23 protein-coding genes are annotated in these 20,890 nt (G+C 71.2%); 7 read left to right on the top strand and 16 right to left on the bottom strand.

Translation table 11 applies throughout. The features are described from left to right. The first annotated feature begins 13 nt into the window (after positions 1-13). Both V1318_RS12640 and V1318_RS12635 read left to right on the top strand, forming a co-directional pair. Positions 14-568, top strand: coding sequence for an Ax21 family protein (locus V1318_RS12640; protein ID WP_332940036.1), 555 nt, complete (start codon positions 14-16; stop codon positions 566-568). 231 nt (positions 569-799) lie between these two features. Next, entirely contained in the window at positions 800-1,402 is a 603-nt protein-coding gene (locus tag V1318_RS12635) for an outer membrane beta-barrel protein (RefSeq protein WP_332940035.1), read from the top strand. 240 nt (positions 1,403-1,642) lie between these two features. Here the strand turns inward: V1318_RS12635 and V1318_RS12630 are convergent, their stop codons facing one another. From V1318_RS12630 to V1318_RS12605, 6 genes are all read right to left on the bottom strand, one after another. Further along, entirely contained in the window at positions 1,643-3,175 is a 1,533-nt protein-coding gene (locus V1318_RS12630) for a hypothetical protein (protein ID WP_332940034.1), read from the bottom strand. A gap of 100 nt (positions 3,176-3,275) precedes the next feature. Continuing rightward, a complete protein-coding gene (locus tag V1318_RS12625) occupies positions 3,276-4,319 on the bottom strand; it encodes an NAD(P)H-dependent glycerol-3-phosphate dehydrogenase (protein ID WP_332940033.1) in 1,044 nt (347 codons plus the stop codon). A 25-nt stretch (positions 4,320-4,344) separates the two neighbouring features. Further along, positions 4,345-4,857, bottom strand: coding sequence for a protein-export chaperone SecB (secB, locus tag V1318_RS12620; RefSeq protein WP_332940032.1), 513 nt, complete (start codon positions 4,855-4,857; stop codon positions 4,345-4,347). A 159-nt stretch (positions 4,858-5,016) separates the two neighbouring features. Next, the gene (locus V1318_RS12615) at positions 5,017-5,454 is read right to left on the bottom strand and encodes a rhodanese-like domain-containing protein (protein WP_332940031.1); all 438 of its coding nucleotides are present in this window, start codon (positions 5,452-5,454) and stop codon (positions 5,017-5,019) included. A 102-nt stretch (positions 5,455-5,556) separates the two neighbouring features. After that, positions 5,557-5,973, bottom strand: a complete 417-nt coding sequence (locus V1318_RS12610; RefSeq protein ID WP_332940030.1) for a hypothetical protein — start codon at positions 5,971-5,973, stop codon at positions 5,557-5,559. A gap of 72 nt (positions 5,974-6,045) precedes the next feature. After that, the gene (locus tag V1318_RS12605) at positions 6,046-6,504 is read right to left on the bottom strand and encodes a YiiD C-terminal domain-containing protein (RefSeq protein WP_332940029.1); all 459 of its coding nucleotides are present in this window, start codon (positions 6,502-6,504) and stop codon (positions 6,046-6,048) included. 64 nt (positions 6,505-6,568) lie between these two features. Here V1318_RS12605 and V1318_RS12600 point away from each other — a divergent pair, with 64 nt between their 5' ends. Genes V1318_RS12600 through V1318_RS12590 form a run of 3 tightly spaced genes read left to right on the top strand, consistent with a single transcriptional unit; the run spans position 6,569 to position 9,674 of the window. Further along, complete coding sequence (locus V1318_RS12600) at positions 6,569-7,348, top strand: uroporphyrinogen-III synthase (RefSeq protein ID WP_332940028.1); 780 nt, start codon at positions 6,569-6,571, stop codon at positions 7,346-7,348. A 37-nt stretch (positions 7,349-7,385) separates the two neighbouring features. After that, the gene (locus V1318_RS12595) at positions 7,386-8,411 is read left to right on the top strand and encodes a hypothetical protein (RefSeq protein ID WP_332940027.1); all 1,026 of its coding nucleotides are present in this window, start codon (positions 7,386-7,388) and stop codon (positions 8,409-8,411) included. Positions 8,412-8,420: 9 nt separating this feature from the next. Beyond that, positions 8,421-9,674 carry a heme biosynthesis HemY N-terminal domain-containing protein gene (locus V1318_RS12590; protein ID WP_332940026.1) on the top strand — a complete coding sequence of 418 codons (1,254 nt, stop codon included), beginning with the start codon at positions 8,421-8,423 and terminating at the stop codon, positions 9,672-9,674. Positions 9,675-9,738: 64 nt separating this feature from the next. Here V1318_RS12590 and V1318_RS12585 read toward each other — a convergent pair whose 3' ends face one another. The 3 genes from V1318_RS12585 to V1318_RS12575 all read right to left on the bottom strand — a co-directional run bounded on the left by V1318_RS12585 (position 9,739) and on the right by V1318_RS12575 (position 12,454). Further along, the gene (locus tag V1318_RS12585; protein ID WP_332940025.1) at positions 9,739-10,299 is read right to left on the bottom strand and encodes a hypothetical protein; all 561 of its coding nucleotides are present in this window, start codon (positions 10,297-10,299) and stop codon (positions 9,739-9,741) included. A gap of 131 nt (positions 10,300-10,430) precedes the next feature. Then, a complete protein-coding gene (locus V1318_RS12580; protein ID WP_332940024.1) occupies positions 10,431-10,937 on the bottom strand; it encodes an O-acetyl-ADP-ribose deacetylase in 507 nt (168 codons plus the stop codon). A gap of 239 nt (positions 10,938-11,176) precedes the next feature. After that, positions 11,177-12,454: an acetyl-CoA C-acetyltransferase gene (locus tag V1318_RS12575; protein ID WP_332940023.1), complete on the bottom strand. Its 1,278-nt coding sequence runs from the start codon at positions 12,452-12,454 to the stop codon at positions 11,177-11,179. A gap of 139 nt (positions 12,455-12,593) precedes the next feature. Between V1318_RS12575 and V1318_RS12570 the strand changes: the two genes are divergently transcribed. Further along, positions 12,594-13,508, top strand: coding sequence for a hypothetical protein (locus V1318_RS12570; protein ID WP_332940022.1), 915 nt, complete (start codon positions 12,594-12,596; stop codon positions 13,506-13,508). 19 nt (positions 13,509-13,527) lie between these two features. Here V1318_RS12570 and V1318_RS12565 read toward each other — a convergent pair whose 3' ends face one another. From V1318_RS12565 to V1318_RS12545, 5 genes are all read right to left on the bottom strand, one after another. Continuing rightward, positions 13,528-14,019 (bottom strand): GNAT family N-acetyltransferase, encoded by a 492-nt coding sequence (locus tag V1318_RS12565; RefSeq protein WP_332940021.1) that lies wholly within the window; start codon positions 14,017-14,019, stop codon positions 13,528-13,530. 139 nt (positions 14,020-14,158) lie between these two features. Next, positions 14,159-14,728 carry a superoxide dismutase family protein gene (locus V1318_RS12560; protein WP_332940020.1) on the bottom strand — a complete coding sequence of 190 codons (570 nt, stop codon included), beginning with the start codon at positions 14,726-14,728 and terminating at the stop codon, positions 14,159-14,161. A 91-nt stretch (positions 14,729-14,819) separates the two neighbouring features. Continuing rightward, on the bottom strand, positions 14,820-16,235 hold the full coding sequence (gene ntrC, locus V1318_RS12555) for a nitrogen regulation protein NR(I) (protein ID WP_332940019.1): 1,416 nt from the start codon (positions 16,233-16,235) through the stop codon (positions 14,820-14,822). Then, on the bottom strand, positions 16,232-17,293 hold the full coding sequence (locus V1318_RS12550) for an ATP-binding protein (RefSeq protein WP_332940018.1): 1,062 nt from the start codon (positions 17,291-17,293) through the stop codon (positions 16,232-16,234). The genes ntrC and V1318_RS12550 overlap by 4 nt, the downstream gene beginning before the upstream one ends. 211 nt (positions 17,294-17,504) lie before the next feature. Beyond that, the gene (locus tag V1318_RS12545) at positions 17,505-17,798 is read right to left on the bottom strand and encodes a hypothetical protein (protein WP_332940017.1); all 294 of its coding nucleotides are present in this window, start codon (positions 17,796-17,798) and stop codon (positions 17,505-17,507) included. A gap of 291 nt (positions 17,799-18,089) precedes the next feature. Between V1318_RS12545 and V1318_RS12540 the strand changes: the two genes are divergently transcribed. Then, entirely contained in the window at positions 18,090-18,605 is a 516-nt protein-coding gene (locus V1318_RS12540) for an HIT family protein (protein WP_332940016.1), read from the top strand. Positions 18,606-18,847: 242 nt separating this feature from the next. Here the strand turns inward: V1318_RS12540 and V1318_RS12535 are convergent, their stop codons facing one another. Both V1318_RS12535 and V1318_RS12530 read right to left on the bottom strand, forming a co-directional pair. Beyond that, positions 18,848-19,786 carry a hypothetical protein gene (locus tag V1318_RS12535; RefSeq protein WP_332940015.1) on the bottom strand — a complete coding sequence of 313 codons (939 nt, stop codon included), beginning with the start codon at positions 19,784-19,786 and terminating at the stop codon, positions 18,848-18,850. 179 nt (positions 19,787-19,965) lie between these two features. Next, a complete protein-coding gene (locus tag V1318_RS12530; protein WP_332940014.1) occupies positions 19,966-20,757 on the bottom strand; it encodes an alpha/beta hydrolase in 792 nt (263 codons plus the stop codon). Positions 20,758-20,890: the final 133 nt, after the last annotated feature.

Genomic DNA, 20,890 nt, shown 5'->3' with positions numbered 1-20,890 from the left:
GGCTGAGACCTTTATGAAGCGCACTTTGCTTGCCCTGATCCTGCTTGCCGCCCTGCCGTTCGCCGCGTCCGCGGCCGAGGGCGTGTCCTACACCTACGTCGAAGGCGGCTACGCCAAGACCAATACCGATGGCGGCGACGCCGACGGCTGGGCCCTGAACGGCTCGGGCGCGATCGCCGACAACTTCCACATCTTCGGCGGCTACAGCAAGCAGGAGATCGACGACACCAATATCGATTTCGACCAGTGGCGCGTCGGCCTGGGCTACAACCACGAGTTGAACTCGCGCCTGGACCTGCTGACCCGCGTGGCCTACGAGAAGTTCGACGCCGGCCAGGGCCTGGACTTCAACGGCTACAGCGTCGAAGCCGGCGTCAACGGCGTGCTGACCCCGAACATCCAGGGTTATGCGCTGGCCGGTTACGAGGACTACGAGAAGTCCGACGGCGAGTTCTACGGCCGCGTCGGCGCTCTGGTCAAGTTCAACGACACCTGGGGCGTGAACGGCGACGTCAAGTTCGTCGACGGCGACACCCAGTTCTTCGTTGGCCCGCGCGTCAGCTTCTAAGCGCGAGCGTTACCCCGCACCAATCGCGATTCTCTCTCTCCCCCGAACGTCGCGATCGAGCCCGGCCCCGGCCGGGCTCTTTTTTTGCGCCCAACCGGTGAATCCTGCCCCAGGGCCCTCCTGGTCGAAACTGTGTCCCTTTTGGCAGTTGTGGCCATGTGAAAGTTTCGTTATCGTGCGCCCCGCCGCAATGCGGCATGGACGCAAACCAAACATCAGGATTGAGAATTCATGAAGAAGCAACTCGTGCTGGCAGCGCTGCTGGCCACCGCTCCGTTCGTCGCTTCGGCCGAGGGCCTGAGCTATTCCTACGTCGAAGGCGGCTACACCCGCGTCGACGTCGACACCGGCTTGGCGGGTTTCGACCCGGAACTGGACGGCGGCTACATCCGCGGTTCGGTCGAGCTGGGTGAAAACTTCGCCGTCTTCGGCCACTACAGCAAGACCCAGGACGATGTCCGCGTCAACGGCATCCCCGGCACCTTCGACACCGACTTCGAAACCGCCGAAATCGGTTTCGGCTACCACGCCGACATCAGCGACCGCGCCGACTTCATCGCCGAGCTGTCGTACCTGCGTCAGGAAATTTCGGTCGAGAACGACAGCGGCGAAGGCAAGGGCGGCAAGCTCAACCTCGGCATCCGCGGCGAGATGACCGACAGCCTGGAAGGCTGGGTCAAGGCCGGCTACATCGACGGCGGCGACTTCGAAGGCGACTTCGTCGGCACCCTCGGCGGCCAGTACAAGTTCAACCAGACCTGGGGCGTCGTGGCCGAGGTCGAGTTCATCGAAGACAGCACGCAGTACATGATCGGCGCTCGCGCCAGCTTCTGATCCATCGAAGCGATCGAACGAGAGGAGAAGCCCGGCTTGCCGGGCTTTTTCTTTTGAGGCCGGCGAACTGGGCGGGAACCGCCCGAACGCGCGGCCGTGCGCCTTGCCGATCGCGCGCGTGCAGGCACCGCGCAGGACTCGATCGCGACTTACGCTGCCCCCATCGAAGCCAGGCCCGTAGGATGCGGTGAGCCGAAGGCGAACCGCATCGCCGCGCCGCTTCGACGCGAGCCGCGCGCCTTATTCCTCGCCGCCCTCCTGCTTGCCGTCCTCGTCCGCCGGCAGGCGCTCGAGAATTTCGCGCAGCGACTGCTCCACTTCGCGTTCCAGCTGCTTCTGGTTCATCGCCGCGGCGCTGGCCAGGTCCAACTCCTCGCACGCGACCGAACGCGGCTCGTCCTTGCAGACCTTGCGGATGCCGGCCAGCAGCTTGTCGTCGCCGCTGTTGTGATAGGCCTCGACCACGTTGCCGCAGCCTTCGCGCACGTGCATGGCGCAGACGCGGTCGTAGTAGCCGGCCGCGCCCGCCCAGTCGCCGCGCATCGCGGCGGTGTGGCCGATGCCCATGCAGGCCGACATCGAGCCGCGGCTGCAGCAGGCTTCGATGCCGTCGGGGTCGCTGAGCGCGCAATGGTCGACGCGGTAGGGCCGCTCGATGATCCGGTCGCTGGCGACCGGCAGCGGCAGCGCCGCGCAGGTCTCGGGCACGCCGCGCAGGTAGACGGTGAAGCGGGTCCAGTCGTCCATGCCGACCAGGGTGTCGTCGCCCAGCCAACGCAGCACGAAGTCGTCGCCCTTGTCGTGGCGCACCAGCACCTGGTCCTCGCGCAGGCGGTAGCGCATGGTCGGCTCGCCGTCGCTGGAGGCGGCCACCGCGCGGTCGTCGCCGAAACGGAACACGTCGAACAAGCCGCCCTCGCCGCTGGCATAGGTGCCGCAGGGCTGCTGCGGCTTGCGCCGCGCCGGCGCGTCGCTGAGCGCGATCACCTTCAGGCCCTGCGCGTGCTTGCAGGCCTGCGCGTCGAGGCGCCCTTGGCAGGCATCGACCAGGGTGTCGCGCGCGCTGGCGTAGCGGCCGGCGATCCAGTCCTGCTCGGCCAGCGCCGTGCAGGCCTTGGCCGAGCGCGCCTGGCGGCAGCCCACCCGCAGCGCGGCCAGCTGCGGCGCCGACACCGCCGCGGTGCGGAACAGGTACAGCGGCGCGTTCGGATCCGCGGGCGCCAGCGCCTTGACCCATTCCTCGCAGGCGTAGGGGCTGGCCTCGTCGCGGCAATAGGCTTCCAGGCGTTGCGCGCGCTGTTCGGCCGGCATCTGGTGGTCGTAGGCGAGTTGGCCGACGCAGGCCTGGATGTCGCCGGCGGCGCAGGCGAGGCGGTCCTGATCGGCCTCGGGCGTGCCCTCCGGCGCGCGCGCCACGCCCGCGCCCAGGGTCGGCACGCAGACCGCCGGCGCGCGGCGTTTGTAGGTCAGCGCTTCGCTGCGCATGCGGTCGGCCGGCAGGACCAGACGTTCGCCATCGGCCTCGATGCGGTAGCCGTCGAGCAGGGCGTTGTCGGCGTGGCGCATCCACAAGGTGTCGCCCTCGATCCGGTAGCGCCAGGCCGCGGCGTCGACGTAGCCCTGGCGGTCGCGCGCGCTCACGCCGTTGCCGGCGAAGCTCAGCAGCGGCGCGTAGTCGTTGTCGGGTTCGTATTCGCCGCACGGCGGCACGGCGGCCCAGGCGGGCATGGAGAAACACAGCAGCAGCGGCAGGGCCGCGAGAAGCGCGCGCATCGGAAGTCCGTTTCGGCGGGGGAGATCGCGCTAGTGTGGCCTCGACCCGGCCGCAGGCCAAGGCGTGCGGCGGCGAGGCCCGCAAATCGGAACGCGGAACTCAGCCGAACAGTTCGTGCGGGTATTCGGGTTTCTGTTCGCGCGCGAGCAATTGGCGCAGGCCGTCGGCGGGCGTGATCGTGCCGTGCAGCACGGCCTGGACCGCGCTGGAGATCGGCAGCTCGATGCCGTGGCGTTCGGCCTGGCGCATGACTTCGTCGGCGGTCTGCACCGATTCGACCACCTGGCCGATCTCGCGCACTGCCGCTTCGATGCTCTGGCCGCGGCCCAGGGCCAGGCCCAGGCGGCGATTGCGCGAGAGATCGCCGGTGCAGGTCAGGACCAGATCGCCGAGGCCAGCCAGGCCCATCAGGGTTTCCGGCTGGCCGCCGATGGCGTGGTTGAGGCGCAGCATCTCGTTGAGGCCGCGGGTGATCAGGCCGGCGCGTGCGTTGAGGCCCAGCTGCATGCCGTCGGCGACGCCGGTGGCCACCGCGAGCACGTTCTTCATCGCGCCGCCGAGTTCGGCGCCGAGCATGTCGTCGCCGGTGTAGGCGCGGAAGCTCGGGCCGTGCAGCACGCCGGCGACGGCGCGCGCGAAGGCGGCATCGTCGGAATGCACGGTCAGCGCGGTCGGCAGGCCTTGCGCGACTTCCTTGGCGAAGGAAGGACCGGTGACCACGGCCAGCGGCACGTCGTCGCCCAGCACTTCGGCCGCGACTTCGTGCAGGAAGCGGCCGCTGCCGGGTTCGAAGCCCTTGGTGGCCCAGGCCACGCCCGCCCGCGCGGGACGATGCGGGGCGAGCGCGCGCAGGGTTTCGGCGAAGGCGTGCGAGGGCACCACGACCAGCACCAGGTCGGCGCCGGCCAGCGCGGCCGCCATGTCGGCGGTCGCGCGCAGCGATTCCGGCAGGGCGATGCCCGGCAGGTAACGCGGGTTTTCGTGTTGCGACTCGATCGCCGCGACGCCGTCGGCGTCGCGGCCCCACAGCACGGTCGGATGACCGTGGCGCGCGATCAGGGCGGCGAGCGCGGTGCCCCAGGAGCCCGCGCCCAACACCGCCACGCGCGGCGAGGCCTCACCGGAATTCGCGTCCGTGCCCATGCCGTGGTCCGATCGCGGGCGGCCCTCAGGCGTTGCCCGCGGTCTCCGCGTCGGCCAGGCCGCCGGGCTGCTGCGAGGCGCGCTGACGCAGGCCTTCGGCGTACAGGGCGTCGAAGTTGATCGGCTGCAGGAAGAACGGCGGGAAACCGCCGGACTGGATCAGGTCGCTGACCAGCTGGCGCGCGTACGGGTACAGCACGTTCGGGCAATGGGTGCCGAGCATGCCGTCCAGGGTGGCCTCGTCGAAACCGGACAGGCCGAACACGCCGGCCTGCTTCACTTCGACCAGGTACATCGGCTTGTCGCCGGCGGTGCAGGTCAGGGTGATGCCCAGCACGACTTCGAAGGCGGCGTCGTTGAGGCGCTGCACGCTCTGGTTGAGGTTCATCTGCAGCTGCGGCTGCGCGGTCTCGTTGAACACCGCCGGCGCGCCGGGGACTTCGAAGGAGACGTCCTTCACGTAGATCTTTTCGACCGTGAACGCCGGACCGGCGGCTTCGACCGGCGCGACGGCGCCGTTGACGTTTTCTTCGGACATCGGATGACTCCAGCGGTGTTTGGTGTTTGACGATGCGGTCGAAACCGCGGAAAGAGGCCGATTATGGCATGCGTGGATTCGGCGCCCCGCGTTCAGGCGTGGGGGCGCCGCGCGCCGCGCGCAAGGGGCCGCCGCGCACGGCGGCCCGGCCGGCCTGGATCAGGCGCGGCCCTTGACCAGCGGCAGGTCGGCCTGCTGCCAGGCCTGCACGCCGCCGTCGAGCCAGTAGACCTGCTCGAAACCGGCCTTCTTCAGGCGCTTGGCGGCGTCGGCCGAGGCCTGGCCGTTGCGGCAGACCATGACCACCGGCAGCGACTTGGCGCTGGCCAGCAGCTTGTTCTCGGGATCGAACTGGCCGGGCGAGACCGAACGGCTGCCGGCGATGTGGCCCTTCTCGAAATCGGCGGTCGCCGACAGGTCGACCACCAGCGCGTTCTCGCGATTGATCAGACCGGTCAGCTCGGCCGGGCGCAGGGCCTTGTAGCCGCGAAACAGGCGCGCGCCCTCGGTGTAGACCAGTGCAACGGTCAGGCCGACCAGACCCATCGACAGGAACATGTGGCGGCTGCCGAAGGCAAGCAGTTCTTCTAGGGTCACAGGATCACGGGGACGGACGGATGGGGGCGCGATTGTCGCCCACGGCGGCGGGCGGCGCAAAAAAGCCTCGCCGGGCCCGTCGCGACGGGCCCGAGGCCGGGTTTACATGCCGTCCCAGAGGTCCGGCAGGCCCGAGGTCAGCCACCAGGTCTTGGCGATCGGGTCCCAGCGCCATTCCTCGCGGTAGCGCACGGTGCGTTCGGCCTGGGTGTGGCGGTTGATCACGCCGATCTCGATGTCGCGCACGGCCAGGCCGCGCTCCTTGTCCAGGCTGGAGCCGACGTCGCGGTAGGACGACACCTGGACCTGCTTGTAGCGCTCCAGCTCCAGCGCGGTGACCGGGTGGGCCTTGCGGTAGATGGGATCGATCAGGTTCTGGGCCTGTTCGAATTCGCCCCAGCGCACCGCGCCGGACCAGGCGTACTGGTTTTTATCGAGCTCGTTGGTCTTCTTGCTGGCCAGGGCGCCGCCGGCGACCGCGCACAGGCACAGCAGCAGCAGGACTTTGAACAGGCGCATCGGGTGTCTCCGGCAAGGGACCGCGTCGGCCGACATGCTAGCCGGTTCCGCGGCCGCTGTCGGTGTCGGCCGTCAGCCGCGGGCGATGGCGACGTAGCGGGCGGTGAAGTCGGTCGCGACCCCGCCCTCGGGCAGGCGTACCCGCGCCACCAGACCGGTGCGGGCGCGTCCGCGCTCGCGCAGCGTGCTCAGGAAGCTGTCCCAGTTGGCGTCGGCGGCCAGCTCGGCGTCGACGTCGATGTCGGCGAACAGCGGCGCGAGGTAACGGATCTGGCTGTCGGCCACATAAACGTCGGCATCGATGCCGGCCTGTTCCAGGCGCAGCGAGACCAGTCCCCACGAGGCCAGGGTCATCATCGAGGCCAGGCTGCCGCCGAAGGCGCAGCCCTTGTCGTTCACGTGCTGCGCCAGCGGCGCGTGCAGGCGCAGGCGCCGGCCGTCGTAGTCGGCGACGTTGAGCTGCATCGCCGCCACCGGCGGCATCGATTGATAGTGGTGACGCAGGCGTTGCAGGGCTTCTTCGAGGCTCATGGGGGTCGCGCAGGGGGAGGGGGAGTGGATGCCGCGCCTTGCGCGGCTGTGCCAAGCTGCCGGCATGCGTCCGCACACACCGCCACAACCGCCGCGATGGTACGTGATCTCGTTGCGTCCCAGCGCTGCGCATTCGGGCTTACGCCAAGCTGCGAAAAGATACGGTGGCGCATTGATCGCGCTGTCGCCGTGGCGTTTGCGCCCGCGCGACGACGAGGCCGCGCGCGCCGCCTTGGATGCCGCCCTGGCCGCGCCGTATGCGGTGTTCACCAGCCCCGCCGCGGTGCGCGCGGCGCAGGCATTGCGCCCGCTGCGCGACGACGCGCGACGCCTGTGCTTCACGGTCGGCGCCGGCAGCGCGGCGGCCTTGCGCCGCGCCGGCGTGGCGCAGGTGCGCTCGCCCGAACGCATGGACAGCGAAGGCCTGATCGCCCTGCTCGACGAGGTCGAACTGGCTGGCCGCAGCGTCGGCCTGGTCACCGCGCCCGGCGGCCGCGGCGCGCTGACCCCGGCCCTGCAGGCGCGCGGCGCGCGGGTGCTGCGCGCGGATGTCTACGAGCGCGAACCGATCGCGCCAGCGCCGCGCGCGATCGCGCAACTGCGCGCGCTGGACGCGCCGGCGCTGCTGGCTTTGTCCAGCGGCGACGCCCTGCAGCGCATCCTCAATGCGCTGCCCGACGACGCCGCGCGCGCCCTGCGCGGCGCCACCGTGCTGGCCGCCAGCGAACGCCTGGCCGCACTGGCGCGCGAACTCGGCTTCGCCCAGGTCCGGCTCGCGCCCGGGCCGCGCCCGCACGAATTGCTGGCGGCCGCGCCGGAACGGCTGCTTCGGCCCGGGAAGTGACTTGCGACGACGGGCGTTCCGGTAGCATGGCGGTGTCATGAGCGCCTCCCCCGAATCCTCCGCCCCGGCCTCCCCCACTACCCGGCCCGCCCCCGACGTGTCCTCGCCCGCTCCCGCCCCTCGCCGTTCCTCCTCCGCCTGGCTCTGGTTGTTGCTGCTGGCCCTGCTCGCCGGCGGCGGCTGGTATGGCTGGAAGCATTGGCAGATGGCCGAAGCGCGCGACCGCGCCGCGGTCGCCGACGCCGACCTGCGTCTGGACGCGCTGGACGAGCGCATCAACGCCCTGCGCAACGATCAGCGCTCGCAGAACCGCCGCCTGCAACAGGCCGACGCGACCAACCGCGTGCTGCGCGACGAACTGCACGGCATCGGCACGCGCGCGAGCCTGATCGAAGACAGCGTGTCCAAACTCGCCGACCCGGACCGCCACGGCGCCCAGGCCATGCGCCTGGACGAGACCGAGCTGTTGCTGAGCCTGGGCCAGCAGCGCCTGCAGATCGCCGGCGACCTGGCCGGCGCGCGCCGCGCCTATGCGCTGGCCGGCGGCGTGCTCGACGGCGTAGACGACCCGGCCTACCTCAGCCTGCGCCAGACCCTGATGCAGGAACGCGCCGCCCTGGACGCGCTGGGCATCGATCCGCGCGTAAGCGCGATGGCGCAGCTGGACGCGTTCTCGCGCGGCCTGAGCCTGGCGCCGGTGCGCGACGCCCAGGACGCCGCGCCGCGCGCGCCGTGGTGGCAGCGCGCGTTCGGCAACATCATCGACGTCCAGCCCAGCGACGGCGCGGTCGCGCTGCGCCCGGCCGATCGCGCGATCGCGCTGGCCGGCCTGCAGTTGGAGATTTCGCTGGCGCGCGCCGCCGCCGAACGCCGCGACGACGCCGGCTACCGCAACGCGCTGACCCGCGCCGACGGCTGGCTGCAGCGCCTGGCGCCGGCCTCGGCCGCGCGCACGCGCCAGCGCGACACCCTCAAATCGCTGGCCGCACTGCCGCTTTCACTGACGGTTCCCACGCTGGGCAGCACACTGCAGCAACTGCGCCAGTTGCGCACCACGCGCTGAGGAGATCGGGTGAATCTATTCCGCAACCTGCTGTTCTGGATCGTGCTGGCCCTGGCCGGCGCCCTGGTCGCGCAGCTGCTGGTGCAGGACCCGGGCTATGTGCTGGTGCGCTACGGCGGCAACGACTACACCACCAACGTACCCAAGGCGATCCTGATCGCGGGCGCGAGCCTGATCGGCCTGTGGCTGGCCTGGAAGGTGCTGTCGCTGCCGTTCGCGGCGGTGCGCCGGCACCGCAAGAAGCAGGCGCGCGCGCGCCTGATCGACGGCCTCGACGCCCTGCATCAGGGCCATTGGTCGCGCGCCGAGAAGTCGCTGGCCCTGGCCGCGCGCAGCGACGACGTCGCCGCGATCGCCCACGTCGGCGCCGCCCAGGCCGCGGCCGCTCGCGGCGATGCCGCCGCCAGCGCGCAGCATCTGGACAGTCTGGGCAACAGCGGCCAACCGACCGCACGCGCGCTGGCCGCGGCCGAACTGGCCCTGGCCGAGGATCGCGCCGACGAGGCCCTGGCCGCACTCGACGCACCCGCCGCGCAGCCGCTGCCGCCGCGCGGGCTGCTGCTGCGCGCACGCGCGCTGGCCGCGCTGGGCCGCGCCGGCGAGGCCTACGGGCTGCTCGGCCCGCTGCGCCAACAGCATGCCGTGCCGGCCGAGCGCCTGGCCCGGTTGGAAGCGCAATGGGCCGAAGCCTCGCTGCGCGAAGCCGCCGACGCCAACGTCCTGGCCGACCGCTGGGAGGCGTTGCCCAAGCCGCTCAAGAGCGAACCCGCCGCGGTCGCCGCCTACGCCGAACGCGCCGCCGCGCTGCGCTGGGAAGAAGCCGCGGCCAAGAGCCTGGAACAGGCGCTGGACACGCGTTGGGACGAATCCCTGGCCGCCCTCTACGGCCGCCTGCCGATCGGCCGCCTCGACGCGCGCCGCGGCAACGCCGAGCGCTGGCTGCCCGCGCACCCGGCCAGCCCAGCGCTGCTGGTGACCCTGGCGCGCCTGGCCCGTGCCCAAGGCCAGTGGCCGCAGGCCGAGGCCTATCTGCACCGCGCCCTGGCCCAGGGCGCCAACAGCGAGGCCTGGGAAGAACTGGGCCACGGTTTCGCCGCCGCCGGCGACGATGCCCGCGCGAGCCTGAGCTACGCCAACGCCCTGCGCGCCGCGCGCGGCGAGGCCGCCAGCGAATTGCCGGGCCGCGACCTGCGGCAGAAGATTTTCGACGAGGCCGTGGTCGAGGAACGCGACGAGCACGGCATGCCGCGCCTGCGCGGCTGAGTGGGTTGCACCCTGGTCGCGCGCCGCGATCGGCGCGCGCGGCCGGGCCCGCAGCGCGCCCGAGTCAGCGGCCGCCGACGTAGGTCGGCAGGCTGGCCAGGAAATCCCGGCCGCAGCCTTTGAAGCGGGTATAGACCGGGCCGATGTGGCTGGCCGTCAGGATCCGCGACACGCTCATGCCGCCGATCAGCAGAGCCAGCAAGCTCAGCGCGCCGGCCAGGATCACCCAGCCGCGCTCCATGTCCACGCCCATGAACATCAGGGACACGCCCACCGGCACGCTGGCCAGGGCGATGCCCAGGCCGATCCGGCGCCGGCGCCGATGGCGCGCGCACAGGCCGGCGCTCACGCGCGTGTGCTTGCGCACCATCGCCGCGACCAGCGCGTAGATCAGGATGTTCAACAGGATCAGCAGGTACCAGGCCGGCGAATGCCAGTAGTAGCGACGGTGCTTGATCGGCTCGATCGCCGGCGCATTGCACTTGATGCAGCGCGGCGGCAGCTTGCACTCCGCGCGCACCACCAGCACCGAACCTTCCCGCCAGCAATCGCCGTCCAGCTCGACCCGGGTCGGCGCGACATACAGCGGCGCTTTCGGCGCCTGATACGGATTGAACGCGGTCATCGGTTCCCCTGTTGCGACGATATCGGCGCCGCCCCGCGGGCCCGCGCCGTTGGGCGCCCCGCCTGCGCGCGCCATCCCCATGGCGGCGCGGCGCGCCCGTGGCGAGGATACGAGGCCGCGCCCGCGCTTGCCTAGCGCCGCGCGAGCAAATCGCGATACACCGCCAGGTCGCCGGCCGAATAGCAGCAGAAGATCGCGCGCGGCGGGCGCGCCTGCGCGGCCAGCGACTCGGCCACGGCGGCGACCGCGATCCGCGCCGCAGCCTCGATCGGATAGCCGTAGATGCCGGTGCTGATCGAGGGAAACGCGATCGATTCCAGTGCGCGCGCCTGCGCCAGCGCCAGCGCGTTGCGGTAGCAGGCGGCCAGGGTCTCGGCCTCGCCGCGGCCGCCGCCGCGCCAGACCGGGCCGACGGTGTGGATCACGTAGCGCGCCGGCAAGCGGTGGCCGCGCGTGAGCTTGGCCTCGCCCGGGCGGCAACCGCCGAGCAGGCGGCATTCGGCCACCAGCTCGGGACCGGCGGCGCGGTGGATCGCGCCGTCGACGCCGCCGCCGCCCAGCAGCGAGCTGTTGGCGGCGTTGACGATGGCGTCGACGTCCAGGGTGACGATGTCGGCCTGGATCGCTTCGAGGTTCATGACGGCACGGGAATCTTCCGATCGTGCGCGCACGATGCGCCAAACCAATGTGGGAGCGGGGGGGGGGGGGGGGGCGGGGGGGGGGGGGGGCCCGGCCCCCCCCCCCCCCCCCCCACCCCGCGGCGGGGGCCCCCCCGCCCCCACCCCCCGTGGGGGGCGGGGCGGCCCCCGGGGGCCCCCCCCCCCCCCCCCCCCCCCCCCCCCGCTCCCACAGGAAGCAGGCGCGTTATCGGCGAGCCTCAGCGCTCGAGGATCGCCACCACGCCCATGCCGCCGGCGGTGCAGATCGAGACCAGGCAGCGGCCGCCGCCGCGCTGCTTGAGTTCCTTGGCGGCGGTGGCGACGATGCGCGCGCCGGTGGCGGCGAAGGGATGGCCGGCCGCCAGCGAAGAACCGTTGGGGTTGATCTTGGCCGGATCGATGCGGCCCAGCGGCGCGTCCAGGCCCAGGCGGTTCTTGCAGTAGTCCTCGCTCTCCCAGGCGCGCAGCGTGCACAGTACCTGCGCGGCGAAAGCTTCGTGGATCTCGTAGAAATCGAAATCCTGCAGGCTCAGGCCGTTGCGCTTGAGCATCTCCGGCACGGCCACGGTCGGGGCCATCAGCAGGCCCTCGCCGTGCACGAAGTCGACCGCCGCCACCTGCGAATCGCGCAGATAGCACAGCACTTCGTGGTTATGCGCGCGCGCCCATTCCTCCGAGGCCAGCAGGCAGGCCGCCGCGCCGTCGGTGAGCGGCGTGGAGTTGGCCGCGGTCAGGGTGCCGCGGCCGGAAACCTTGTCGAAGGCCGGCTTCAGCGTCGCCAGTTTTTCCAGGCTGCTGTCGGCGCGCAGGTTGTTGTCGCGCGAGACCCCGCGGAAGCTGACCACCAGATCCTCGAAGAAGCCGCGCTCGTAGGCGGCGGCCAGCTTCTGGTGCGAGGACAGCGCCCACTCGTCCTGCGAGTCGCGCGCGATGTTCCACTCCTTGGCCATGTCCTCGCAGTGGTCGCCCATGCTCTTGCCGGTGCGCGGCTCGGCCACGCCCGGGAACTCGGGCTTGAGTTCGCGCAGGTGGAAGCCCTTGAACGCGGCCAGCTTGTCCTTGGTGGTCTTGGCGCGCGCGGCCTCGAGCAGACGGCGGCGCAGGCGCTTGCCGTACACGATCGGCACGTCGGAGGTGGTGTCGGAACCGCCGCCGATGCCGACCTCGATCTGGCCGGTGGCGATCTTGTTGCCGACCGTGATGATCGAATCCAGCGAGGTGCCGCAGGCGCGCTGCAGGGTGATGCCCGGCGTCAGCGGCGACAGCCCCGAGGACAGCGCGGCCTCGCGGCCCAGGTTCCAGTCGCTGCTGTGCTTGATCACCGCGCCCATCGCGACCTCGCCCAGCTGCTGGCCGTGCAGGCCGAACTTCTCGACCAGGGCGCCGAGCGTCCGTACCGACATGCCGAGGTTGCCGACGTCCGCGTAGGCGGTGTTCTGGCGGCAGAACGGAATGCGAACGCCACCGAGCACGGCGACGGGACGGACAGGACGCATCGGGATACCTCGGGTTGGCGGGACAGCGGGAAAGGCGGGTGCGGCGCGAAGACCGGCCCGCAACATCATCGCGGGCATAATGGCGCAGTGTAGCGCCGCCTCCGCGCGCAACCAAACGCCAGCGTATCCAAGCCCGACGATGACCTCAGACGCCAGCCACCGCCCCGCGCCTCCCGCCCCGCTGCACGTGCTCGGGGCGCTCGCGCTGGAACTGCGCGGCGACGCCGCCGTGGCCCGCAACGCCCTGCCCCAGGCCCAGGTCGGGCCGCTGGCGGACCTGATCGCGCGCGATCTGGCCGGCTTCGCGCCCCAGGCCGCGGCGCTGGAACTGGTGGTGGTCGGCGCCCATTACGACCCGGTCGAGGTGCTGCGCCCGGGCTGGCCGCTGCACCACGAGCTCGACCAGCTGGCCGCGCGCGCGCCCGGCCGGCGCGAATTCGAAGGCCGGATCGTCGCCTTCGGCGCCCACGAGGAGCGCCTGCCCGGCACCCTGCCGCCCTCGCCCGACTTCGCCGGCGGCCCTCTGCGGCTGGTGCCGTTCCTGCTCGGAGGCGACCCCGACGTCGCCGCGCGCGTGGGCGACGCCTTCGAAAGCACCCTGCTCGAACGCGGCATGGCCGGCGCCGACACCGCCCTGGCCGCGCAGGAGGCGTTCGGCCTGCAGGTCGAACACGCGCGCTACCTGACCGTGCACGACCTGGCCGCGATGATGGCCATGCAGTACGAGCACGCCGGCCTGGCGCCGCTGTGGCCGATCCTGGAAACCGCGCTGCTGCAGCCCGACGGCGAGGAATGGCTGGACGCGCCGCCGGAGCCGCTGATCCATTACGCCGACGGCGAAGCCCGCATCGCCCTGTTCTCGCCGCCGGCCTGGCATGCGCGCTACGCGCCCGGGACGCCCTGCGACAGCGAGGACTGCCGCGCCCAGCTCAATCGCCGCTACCAGCACTTCGAGGCGCGCCTGCGCCAGATCGCCGCGGTGCTGGGCGCGCACGGCGTGCCGGTGACCTTCGTGCATTGCGAGGACGGGGCCCAGGCGCGCGATCAGCTGTGAGGCGCGCGCCGATGCGGGCTCAACTGCGGTCGAACTCGGTTTCGAAGATCGCGTAACCCGCGTCGTCCATGGCCAGCGCGCGGTAGGTGCTTTGCGCGGCGGTGTTGGCGCGCTCCACGTACAGCCGCAAGCCGATCACGTCCGGCGTCGCCCGCGCCAAGGCGGCGACGTGCTGGTGCATGGCCTGGTAGACGCCCTGGCGGCGGTGTTCGGGGGCCACGTACACGCTCTGGATCCACCACCAGTCGCCGTTGCGCCAGTCGCTCCACTCGTGGGTAAACATCAGGGTGCCGGCGGCGGCCGCGATGGTTTCGCGGCCGGCCACTTCGACTTCGCGCATGGCCACGAAGTAGCGCGCCTTGGCCGGGTCGGCCAGGCCGGCCTGGACGCCGGCGTGCACGGTGTCGGGGTCGAGCCGCTTGTGCTCGGTTTCCCAGGCCATCGCGATCATCCAGTCGGCGATCAGGTCGCGGTCGGCGGGCTCGGCATCGCGGATACGCAGGCGGGTCATGGGACGGGTCGGCTCGTAGAGAAGGAACAGGATAGTCGCGGCCGGCGCTTGCGCGTGGCGTCGCGGCGTCGACGAGCCGCTGCACGATGCGCCGCGGTGGCGCGCGCGAGCCGCGCGCCGCCGCGGAGCCCGGTCGATTTCAGTGCGACACCGAAATCACGCCGCAGGCCACGCGCGCGCCGGCGTTGCCGGCCGGCTGGCTCACGTAGTCGTCGGGCGCCGCGTGCACCACCACCGCGCGGCCGGCGACGTCGTTGCCGGCGCCGCCGCCCAGGGTCACGGCGCGCGCATGCACATCGACCTTGGCCACGCCCTCGGCATCGGCGACCAGGTTGTCCATGTCGCCGCCGTGGTGGCTGCCGCTGTCGACCTTGCCGTGCGCGCTCATGCCCGGATTGAAGTGGCCGCCGGCGCTGCTGGCGTCGACCGTACTGCAATCGCCTTTCTCGTGGATATGGATCGCGTGCACGCTGCCCGGCGCGAAGCCGCCGATCACACCGGTGAGGCGCACGCCGTCGGCGGTCGGCACGATCCGCAGCTTGCCGCTGACCAGGCTGCCCGAGGCCGAGGCCAGGATGGCCTGACCGGACTGCGCGGTGGACACCGGCTTGGGCGCCGGCGGCGGCGCGGCCTTCTTCGGCGCCGAGCCGCAGGCGGTCAGGACCACGGCGGTGACGGCGATCAGGGCGGTGCGGGCGGCGGTGTTCATGACGGCTCCTGTGTGCGGTGCGAGCGTAGGAAAGCGAATAGGGACGGCGACGTCGGCACGCTAGCGCGAAGCCGGTTCAGCGACGGTGAAACTAACTGCGCTTGCGGCCGGAACCGAGCTTGCGGGTAAGCGTGTTGCGACCCAGGCCCAAACGCGCGGCGGCTTCGGTGCGGCGCCCGCCGGTGTGCTCCAGCGCGGCTTCCAGCAGCGCGCGGTCGAAGCGTTCGCGCGCATGCGCATGGATGTCCTGCGCGCCTTCGGCCAGTTGCGCGCGCGCCCAGGCGGCCAGGCGCGCGTCCCAGTCGTCGTCGCCGCGCGCGCCGGCGCTGCTGGACAGCACCTCGTCCAGATCGGCGCGGGTGATGCTGTCGCCGGGCGCCAGCGCGGCCAGGCGCCAGCACACGTTCTCCAGTTCGCGCACGTTGCCGGGCCAGTCGTGCGCCTGCAGGCGTTCCAGCGCCGCCTTCGACAAACGTTTGGGCGCGGCCGCGAACTTGGCCGCGGCCGCGGCCAGGAAGCGCTCGGCGAGCTGGGCGATGTCGGCGCGGCGCTCGCGCAGCGGCGGCAGGCGCAGGCGCACCACGTCCAGGCGGTGCAGCAGATCGGCGCGGAAGCGGCCCTCGCCGACCAGCGCCTCCAGGTCCTGATGGGTGGCGGCGATCACGCGCACGTCGACCCGGATCAGCTCGCGCCCGCCGACGCGAAAGAACTCGCCCTCGGCCAGCACGCGCAGCAAGCGCGTCTGCAGCGGCAGCGGCATGTCGCCGATCTCGTCCAGAAACAGGCTGCCGCCGTCGGCCTGCTCGAAACGGCCGATGTGGCGGCGCTGGGCGCCGGTGAAGGCGCCGGCCTCGTGGCCGAACAGCTCGCTTTCCAGCAGCTCGGCCGGAATCGCCGCGGTGTTGAGCGCCACGAACGGCCGCGCCGCGCGCGGCGATTCGCGGTGCAGCGCGCGCGCGACCAGTTCCTTGCCGGTGCCGGTTTCGCCGGTGATCAGCACCGACAGCGGCGCCTGCGCGAGCCGGCCGATCGCGCGGAACAGGGTGCGCATGGCCGGCGTGTCGCCGACCAGCGCATCGGCCGCGGCCGTATCGGCGGCGGCCTCGGCCGGCGCGGGCGCGCCGCCCTCGCCGCCGAGCGCGCGCGCGGCCAGCGCGACCGCGTCGTCGAGATCGAAGGGCTTGGACAGGAACTCGTGGGCGCCGCCGCGGAACGCACCGGCGGTGCTGGCCACGTCGGTGTAGGCGCTCATCACGATCACCGGCAAGCGCGGCGCGGCGGCCTTGAGCTTGTCGAGCAGGACCAGGCCGTCGTCGCCGGGCATGCGCACGTCGGTGAACAACAGCTCGGGCGCGCCGCGCAGGGCCAGCGCGTCCAGCACGTCCTGCGCGTTCTCGAAACCGTCGACCACGTATCCGGCCTCGCGCAGCGCGGTGGCCAGCACGAAACGCACGCTGCGGTCGTCGTCGACCACCCAGACCCGGGCCGGCACGGAGGTGGCGTTCATGCGGACGGGGTCTCCGGTTCGATCGGCATCGGCAACAGCAGGGTGAACACGGTATGGCCCGGTCGCGAACGGTAGGCCAGCGAACCGCGATGCTCACGCGCGACCTGCTGCGCCAGCGCCAGGCCCAGGCCGCTGCCTTCGGCGCGGCCGGACACCAGCGGCAGGAACAGCTGCTCGGCCAACTCTTCCGGCACGCCGCGGCCGTCGTCGGCGATCTCCAGGCGCAGCGCGATCGCGTGGGCGACATCGGCGATGCGCACGCTGTGCTCGGCGCGCGTGCGCAGGGTCACCTGGGTGGCGCCGGCCTCGATCGCGTTGCGCACCAGGTTCCACACTGCCTGCATCAGGCGGTCGGCGTCGCCGGCGAACTCGGGCAGGCTGGGGTCGTAGTCGCGCACCAGCCGCACCGCCCAACCGGCCTCGCTTTCGGCCAGGCGCAGCACGCGTTCGAGCACGGCATGGATGTTCAGCGCCGCATGCGCGCGCGGCGGCGCCGGCGTCAGCAGCTGATCGAGCAAGGCGGTCAGGCGATCGACCTCGCTGCCGATCAGCCCGACCAGCTCGCGCGAATCGCCGTTGCCGGCGTTGCCGTGATCGAGCCGCCGCGCCAGCAACTGCGCCGCGCCCTTCACGCCCGCAAGCGGATTGCGCAACTCGTGCGCCAGGCCCTTCAACGAGGCCGACAGCGCCGACGGCAGCAACAGCGCCGGATCGTCGCCGGGGAACTCGTCGACCGGATGCGCCTCCAGCAGCCAACCGCCGTCGTCGAGCCGGCTCAGCCACAGATCGGCGAAGCGCTCCTCGCCGTCGGCGTAGCGCAGGCGCGTGCGGCGCAGGCGCAGCGACTCGTCCATCGTGGTGCGTGCCAGGGCCGCGACCAGGCGCCCGTCGCCCGCGTCCAGGCCGGCCAACGGCCAGCCCGGCAGGCGCCGCGCGCTGACCCCGAGCCAGCGCGAGAACGCCGCATTGCAGCCCAGGATCGCCCCGCCGGCATCGCTCCAGGCCAGCGGCGTGGTGAGGCTGTCCAGGGCCGGCGCGGGGGCGGAATCGGGGGGCATTGCACCATCTTAGTGCAACTGGGGCGGCCTCGCCGCTGGCGCGAAAGGCGGCGGTGCCGGGTTTTTCATCCACCACGCCACGGCAGACCTGCGCGCCTGGCCCGCCACCGGCCGGGACCGTGCGTCCATCAGCGGAACTCGTCGAACCCGCACAGCCGACCCAGCGCTAGCGCATGAAGCGACGCACGGCCCCCGGATGTCGGAGGAATGCCTAGGCCGGAGCGTTCGCCGGATTCGGCGCCCAGTGGTCGGCAGCCACGCCGAACAACTCCTGCGCGCACTCCAGGGCCTCCTGCTTGGTCTTGAACCAGCAGTCGGCGGTGAAAAAACCTTCGGGCGCCATGACGAGGTTGTAACCCTGCTTCCTGGTGCCCTGGATCTCCAGCCGCACGTCGCATTCGGTGGCTATCGCGAAGCGTCCGCGGGCATCGTCGGCGGGGCCGAGGCCCCAGTGGTTCTTGCTTCCGAATATCTCGGATCTCACTGTCGCCACTATCGATTCCATTGGGCGCTCGTGTACGCGTCGGTCTGCCTGAAGTCGATGATACGCGGCCCAATACCGGCGACGGCAGGCATGGCGAATCCTGTGCGCCGCCCGCTTGCCGATGGCCTTGAACGGCAACAGGCAAACCTTGCGCCGATGTTGCCGGCGCGTTCCGGACGGTACCCGAACGAGCGTTCAAGTCGCTAGTCCGCTCCCGGACGCTATCGGACCCGGCGAATCTGCGGCGCTCGACCCGCAGCGGACACTACAATCGTCCCTGCGCCGAGCCGCCGACCGAATCGGAGAAGGCCATTGATCGAACTTCCCATAAGAGATCCTTGCGACCTTTGCGAGGGAATGGCCGGGCGCGAAGAACGGTGGGCGGTGGTGGAGGAAAGCGAACACACGCTCACCGTGGTCAATCCCTGGCAATTCGAACTCGGCCAGTGCTGCGTGATCACGCGCCGGCATGTGGCGACGCTGCTGGATCTTTCCGAACACGAATGCGGAGCCGTCATGGCCTCGGCCAAGCGGGTCGCGCAGGCGCTGGTCGGGGCGTATCGGCCCCTGGGAATACTCACGTTTCAGAACAACGGGGTCTACAGCGGGCAGGAAACGCCGCACTTCCATTTCCACGTCGTGCCCCGGCAGAAGGGCAGCGATTGGGGCATAGGGCCGCCGCAACTGGCCGCGTTCGATGGCGCCGGACGCCAAAAGGGCACCTCGCACGATCCAGGCGGAGATGCGCAGCGGCGGCAGCGGGTTCGAGTGCCGGCCAGGCAACTTACCGCGACCGCGGAGCTGATCCGTTCGAATCTGCCGGAATAGCCGGGTTTGCTGCGAAGCTCGTCCGCTCGGTCGACGGAACTCGTCGACCTTGCGCAGCATGCGGTCGACCAGGCGCTCCGGCGTGAAGCGGCGCAGGGCCCGGACCTGGTGCGATTGCGTGGAGCGTGACCGAACCGGCAGCCACCGATTTCACCCCGCGCGCAGCGATCGCGCTCGCTGCGAAAAATCGGAACGCGCAGCACGGCACGGCACGGCAGCGTTGAGCGTTCGTCGAACGACCGCTATCGCGCCTGCGGGCGATACCCGAGCGGAGGCCATCGCAGACGGCGCAGCCCCGACGCCACACCGGGGTCGTCGGCATCGGTCGTCAGCCAGAGCGTGCCTCGCTGATCGAAAGCGAGGCCTTCGACTTTGAAGCCGCCATCGAGTCGGCCCGTCCAGGTCACTTCCCCGTCGGGGTCGCAGGCGACCAGCACGGCCCCGGCGCATCGGCCGTCGTCGTAGGCGTTCGAGGTATTTTCCGCCACGGCGCTGAGCAGCCAGCCGCCTTCCGCGAGGGGAGTCGCATCGGTGATGCCGATAGGCACGTCGCCCATTCGGCCCAGGTCGAGTTCGGTGAAACGGACCGGCGGCACCTCCGCCTCGCCCTCGTCGGCCAGCAGGAAATCGATCGCCGGGGCCAGGTCGAGGCGAAAGCATCCGTTCACCGGCGCGCTCCGGTTGGCCCGGCTGAACAAGTACAAGCCACCGCCCTGCACCAGCCCGGCCTCGATGTTCAACTCTGCGACATGGCCGCGCAGCGCCTCGTGCAGACGCGTCAGGGACACCGCTCGCGCGGCGCCGCCAAGGCCACCGTTCGCGCCTAGATCGAGGACATAGGCGAAGTCGCGCTGCGCGCGCGAGCCGGAGCCCCAGGCGATCAGCATCGGTGGGCGGCCTTGGTCTCCCGGCACCTGGAACAGCGCCTCCAGATCCCGCTTCCGGCGCTTTCGCTCCGCCGGATCCGTCGGCAGCCGCGCCGCCAGCAGGGGCAGCATCCGCAAGGCCCCGGACTCCACGTCGGCGCTCGGCAATGCGATCAGGTGATTCTCGTCGTCGGCGACGATGTAGAACCAGTCGCCGGCGATCGCCAGGCCGCTGGCGGAGCTGATGTGCGGCTGGCCTCGGGGATGCGAGGCTGCGTCGATTTCGAGCGAGCGAACCAGGGTTGAGGCGATCATTGCAGGACGGGATGCGAGGGCTCTCGCATTATGTTCGCTTCGGCCCGGGAACAGGCATTCGCCGTTGGAGACTGCGCCGGTCGCTACGCATCACGCGCGCCCATAACGATTCGCCGGGAGCCCATCTCGAAGAGACGGACTCCCGGCGATCGCCACATCTGTGTGTTGCGCGCTACCGCTTACTTGGCCGCGCGCGCCGCGTCCGCGATCACGTCCGCCACCGCTTCCGGATCCGAGGCCATCGGCACATGGCTGGTCGGCAGCACCGTGGTCTTGGCCTTGAGCTTCTTGGCCAGCGCGCGCTGCGCGCCCGGGTCGATCATGCGGTCCTGGGCGGCGACGATGTACCAGGAGGGCTTCGCGGTCCAGGCGGCGACGGTCACCTTCTGAGCGAAGTTGGCGGCGCGCACCGGGCCTTGGGTGGCCGCGATCAGGTTGGCTTCCTGGGCGCTGACGTCCTGGGCGAAATCCTTGGCCACCGCATCCGCCGGCAGCGTCAGGTAGCCGTCGGCGTCCTGGATGACACGGGCCAGGCCGGGGCTGGCCGGGAAGGCCTGGGTGCCGTCGACCGAGGTCTCGCCCAGCGAGGGCGCGAACGAGGCGACGTAGACCAGCGACTTGACCTTGTCGTGGCCGCCGGCCTGGGTGATCACGGTGCCGGCCCAGGAATGGCCGACCAGCACGACCGGACCGGTCTGCGCGTCGATGACGCGGTTGGTCGCGGCGACGTCGTCTTCCAGCGAACTCAGCGGGTTCTGCACCGCGACGGCCTTGAGGCCCTTGGCCTGCAGCAGCGGGATCACCTTGTTCCAGGACGAGCCGTCGGCGAAGGCGCCGTGCACCAGCACCACAGTGGTGGCCGGGGCCGGTTCGGCGACGGCGGCCGGCTCGGCCGCCGAGGCGGTGGAGAGGGCCGCAGACAGGGCCAGGGCGAGCAGGGCGGACGAAACGCGGGGACGCGAGGTGTTCATGGGGTCTACTCCTGGGGGCTTGAGGTATGAATATCGCGATATCATTTATCGCGATAAGAATTAGACTACACCCCGCCAACTGCATGTCAAGATATTTTTTATCGTGATAATATTATTCGCGCTAAGTCATTGA

Origin of the sequence: Lysobacter sp. CCNWLW3, from assembly GCF_036697405.1 — a bacterium.
Classification (GTDB): Bacteria; Pseudomonadota; Gammaproteobacteria; order Xanthomonadales; family Xanthomonadaceae; genus Lysobacter.
This window is presented reverse-complemented; position numbering and strand designations above follow the sequence as displayed.